The organism is Bacillus sp. EE-W1 (assembly GCF_009760835.1).
GTDB lineage: Bacteria > Bacillota > Bacilli > Bacillales > Bacillaceae_G > Bacillus_A > Bacillus_A wiedmannii.
In genome coordinates this window covers 1-4316 of the sequence record NZ_WIPE01000033.1, presented here as the reverse complement: position 1 = coordinate 4316, position 4316 = coordinate 1, and the positions used below count along the sequence as shown (strand labels likewise).

At 34.9% G+C, this 4316-nt stretch carries 2 protein-coding genes; one reads left to right on the top strand and one right to left on the bottom strand.

Translation table 11 applies throughout. The annotated features are described in order from the left end of the window. The first annotated feature begins 592 nt into the window (after positions 1-592). Positions 593-3637: an efflux RND transporter permease subunit gene (locus GFJ36_RS03145; protein ID WP_097890000.1), complete on the top strand. Its 3045-nt coding sequence runs from the start codon at positions 593-595 to the stop codon at positions 3635-3637. Between the two features lie 41 nt (positions 3638-3678). Here GFJ36_RS03145 and GFJ36_RS03140 read toward each other — a convergent pair whose 3' ends face one another. Continuing rightward, a complete protein-coding gene (locus GFJ36_RS03140) occupies positions 3679-4203 on the bottom strand; it encodes a P-loop nucleotide/nucleoside kinase family protein (RefSeq protein WP_088608994.1) in 525 nt (174 codons plus the stop codon). Positions 4204-4316 lie beyond the last annotated feature (113 nt).

Sequence of the window (4316 nt, the reverse complement as noted above, 5' to 3'; positions counted from 1 at the left end):
TTTCTTTTTTGTCGTTTTCTGCGTTTCCGCGTCAGCGACGTTTATTAATATACCATCATGATTTTTAAATAACAAGTGTTTTTTTAAAAAAACACAAAAAAATATCCATCCTACTATCTTCTATATAGAGACACCTCCTCCCATCTATGGAAAACAGCTATTTAAATTGTATACCAATACACTCTAGTTAACCAAACTGTATTTCATAACCCCTTCCTAGATTTTCATTCTCTTCTATATTAAAGCCCTGATCATTTACTTCTCTATAGACTAACAATATAAAAAACAAATCAATCCAAACTAAAAAAATAGATTCACCACTTCCTACATAAAGCAAACATGCCGATTTTTAGTTTTGTTCCTCCACACAAACTATTAATTGAACGAATTGGTTGTTTACAGACAGCTCGATTAGGTAATAGTCTTATCGCTCGGCGAATAGCGGAATAAATAACGAAATTCCAACAAAAACATTAACTTAAGATTATTGTTAGAATTTTTTTACATTTAATTAATGAAAAATATCCATTTTTTGTTATATAGTAAAGAAGGACGTACTCAACTATAAATAAACCAATGGAGGAATTACTTTATGGATAGGTTAACAAAGTTTTCATTAAAAAACCGCGCCGCTGTTATCATCATGGTTTTTCTCATTTCCGTACTTGGCGTTTATTCCGGATCTAAATTACCTATGGAATTTTTACCAAGCATCGATAATCCAGCAGTCACTGTCACAACCTTATCTCAAGGACTCGACGCTGAAGCGATGACAAAAGAAGTAACTGATCCCCTCGAAAAACAATTTCGCAATTTAGAACACATCGACAGCATCACCTCTTCTACGCACGAGGGGTTATCACGTATCGATATCGCGTATACATCCAAAGCAAACATGAAAGACGCAGCACGCGAAGTTGAAAAGGCCATTAGCACAATTAAATTACCTAAAGATGCAACTAAACCCATAGTTAGCCAATTAAATACTTCTATGATTCCACTCGCTCAAATTGCTATCCAGAAGCAAAACGGATTTTCAAAAGCAGATGAAAAACAAATCGAAAAAGAAATCGTACCACAACTCGAAAGCATTGATGGTGTTGCCAACGTTATGTTTTTCGGAAAATCAGCCTCTGAATTATCTATCATACTAGACCCAAACCAATTAAAAGATAAAAACGTAACAACAGAACAAATATTAAAAGTTTTACAAGGAAAAGAAACTTCTACTCCAGCTGGAGCAATTACCGTTAATAAAGAAGAATATAACCTTCGTGTCATTGGGGATATAAAAAATGTAGATGATATTAAAAACATAACCGTTGCACCTCAAGTAAAATTGCAAGATGTTGCTCAAATCGAACTTAAACAACACTACGATACAATCTCGCATATAAACGGAGAAGAAGGAACCGGATTAATCATCATGAAAGAGCCAAGTAAAAATGCAGTTGCAATCGGAAAGGAAATCGATAAGAAAATCAAAGATATAAGTAAACAATATAAAGATCAGTTTTCTATTAAACTTTTAGCCTCAACTCATGAGCAAGTTGAAAATGCTGTTACTAGTATGGGCAAAGAAGTAATTCTTGGAGCAATTGCTGCAACTCTAATTATCTTAATCTTTTTGCGTAACTTCCGAACGACACTCATCGCCGTTGTCAGTATTCCATTATCTATTTTATTAACACTCTTTTTACTACACCAATCTAACATCACACTTAACACCTTAACGCTCGGTGGTTTAGCAGTTGCAGTTGGACGTCTCGTTGATGATAGTATCGTTGTCATCGAGAATATTTTCCGTCGTTTACAAAAAGAATCTTTCTCTAAAGATATTATTCTCGATGCAACGAAAGAGGTCGCCGTCGCAATTACTTCTTCTACTTTAACAACAGTCGCTGTTTTCTTACCTATCGGCCTCGTATCAGGAGTAATCGGAAAATTAATGTTACCTATGGTATTAGCAGTTGTATATTCTATACTATCATCCTTAATCGTTGCACTAACAGTTGTTCCACTTATGGCTTTTTTACTACTCAAAAAAACAAAGCACAAAAAGCCAAGTTCTTCACCACGATATGTCGCTACATTAAAGTGGGCTCTTTCGCATAAATTCATTATTTTACTTACTGCTTTTTTATTATTCGCAGGATCGATTGCAGCCTATGTATTACTACCGAAAGCGAACATAAAATCTGAAGACGACACAATGTTATCTATTAATATGACTTTCCCAGCTGATTACGCTCCTGAAACACAAAAACAAAAAGCCTTCGATTTCGAAAAGAAATTACTTTCTAATTCGGATGTAACAGATGTTATTTTACGAATGGGATCTAGCGCAGAAGATGCACAATGGGGGCAAACGACAAAAAATAATCTTGCCAGTATATTTGTAGTCTTCAAGAAAGGCTCTGATATTGATCAATATATTAAAGAGTTAAAGAAAGAACATAAAGCTTTTGAGCCTGCTGAACTAGATTATATAAAAACGAGTTATTCAAGCTCTGGTGGTGGCAACAATTTGCAATTTAACGTAACAGCAACTAACGAAACGAATTTAAAAGAGGCTGCTACTATCGTCGAAACAAAACTAAAAGATATGGCTGCTCTCTCTAAAGTAAAAACAAATTTAGAAGACTCTAAGAAAGAATGGCAAATCCATGTTGATCAAACAAAGGCCGAACAACTAGGCTTAACACCAGAATTAGCAGCACAACAAGTAGCATTCCTTATGAAGAAATCACCTATTGGTGAAGTTTCAATCAATAATGAAAAAACAACTATTATAATAGAACACAAAAAAGAAAACATCACTAAACAAGAAGACATTTTAAACACAAACATACTATCACCTATCAATGGACCAATTCCTTTAAAAGACATTGCAACTATTTCAGAAAAGAAACTTCAAACAGAAGTCTTCCATAAAGACGGAAAAGAAACGATTCAAATTACTGCCGAGGCCTCAAATGAAGATTTAAGTAAAGTAAGCGCAGAAGTAAACGAAACGATAGCTAACTTAGACTTACCTAGCGGCGCAAAAGTAACTATTGCAGGTGCAACTGAATCTATGCAAGAGAACTTCACAGATTTATTCAAAATTATGGGGATTGCAATCGGGATTGTATATTTAATTATGGTTATCACCTTCGGACAGGCGCGCGCTCCTTTTGCAATTTTGTTCTCCTTACCATTAGCTGCTGTTGGCGGTATTTTAGGATTAATCATTTCAGGAACACCCGTTGATGTAAATTCCTTGATCGGCGCATTAATGTTAATCGGGATTGTCGTTACAAACGCTATTGTATTAATAGAAAGAGTGCAACAAAATCGGGAACACGGAATGGAAACAAGAGATGCCTTACTAGAAGCGGGATCCACTAGATTACGTCCAATCATTATGACAGCTATAACAACAATCGTCGCTATGCTCCCTCTCCTATTTGGTCAATCGCAAGCAGGAAGCATGGTATCAAAAAGTCTTGCCGTCGTTGTCATCGGTGGTTTAGCAGTCTCAACCGTTCTTACATTAGTAGTCGTTCCAGTTATGTATGAACTATTAGATAAAATCGGGAGAAAAAGACGCTCTCGTAGAAAAATAAGCACTTCCACAGAAACACCTGATATTTAAAAGAAAAGCGTTATCTTCATGAATGAAGATAACGCTTTTCTCTACCTACTCATATAATCCATCATTTTTTGAGCATATCGCTCTAGAGGTTTATCAGAATCTACAATAAGAAATTCAGTATTCGAAGGTCTCTTACTACCATCTAACCACTTTTTAAAAGCTACTTCCGAATCCACTTTTCCAATCTGACTGGCCATACGTTTACGTGTTTGCAGCCTATGATTAATCTCTTCCATATCATTAAGGTAACATTCGATATATTTATATTTTACACCATGTTTATTAGACAATTTTATTCCTTTTTCAACCATCCCTTCATATAGACACGGACTATCCAATATAACACTATGCCCTTGTTCTAAATAAGAATCAATCAATGCCCATTCAATATCGTATGATACTCCTCCAACAATTGTCGATTCAACCCCTTTCATTTCTAATGATTGTAACAATGCCGATTTCAAAACGTCATGATCTACAATTACAGCACCTGTTAACTTCGCTATATACTTAGAAACTGTCGATTTTCCCGATCCAGGAAAACCTGACATTTGTAGAAAAAACAAATTAACTTCTCCTCTCATCTGTACCTATTCATCTATATAATCAATTACAAATTCAACAATCATTACATCCATTCCTTCTATATTAAAATACAAAAAGAACTCTCTACTTATAA

Bases quoted from the DNA above. Each gene is read 5' to 3' on its own strand.
- GFJ36_RS03145 (WP_097890000.1), top strand. From the start codon at position 593: ATGGATAGGTTAACAAAGTTTTCATTAAAAAACCGCGCCGCTGTTATC.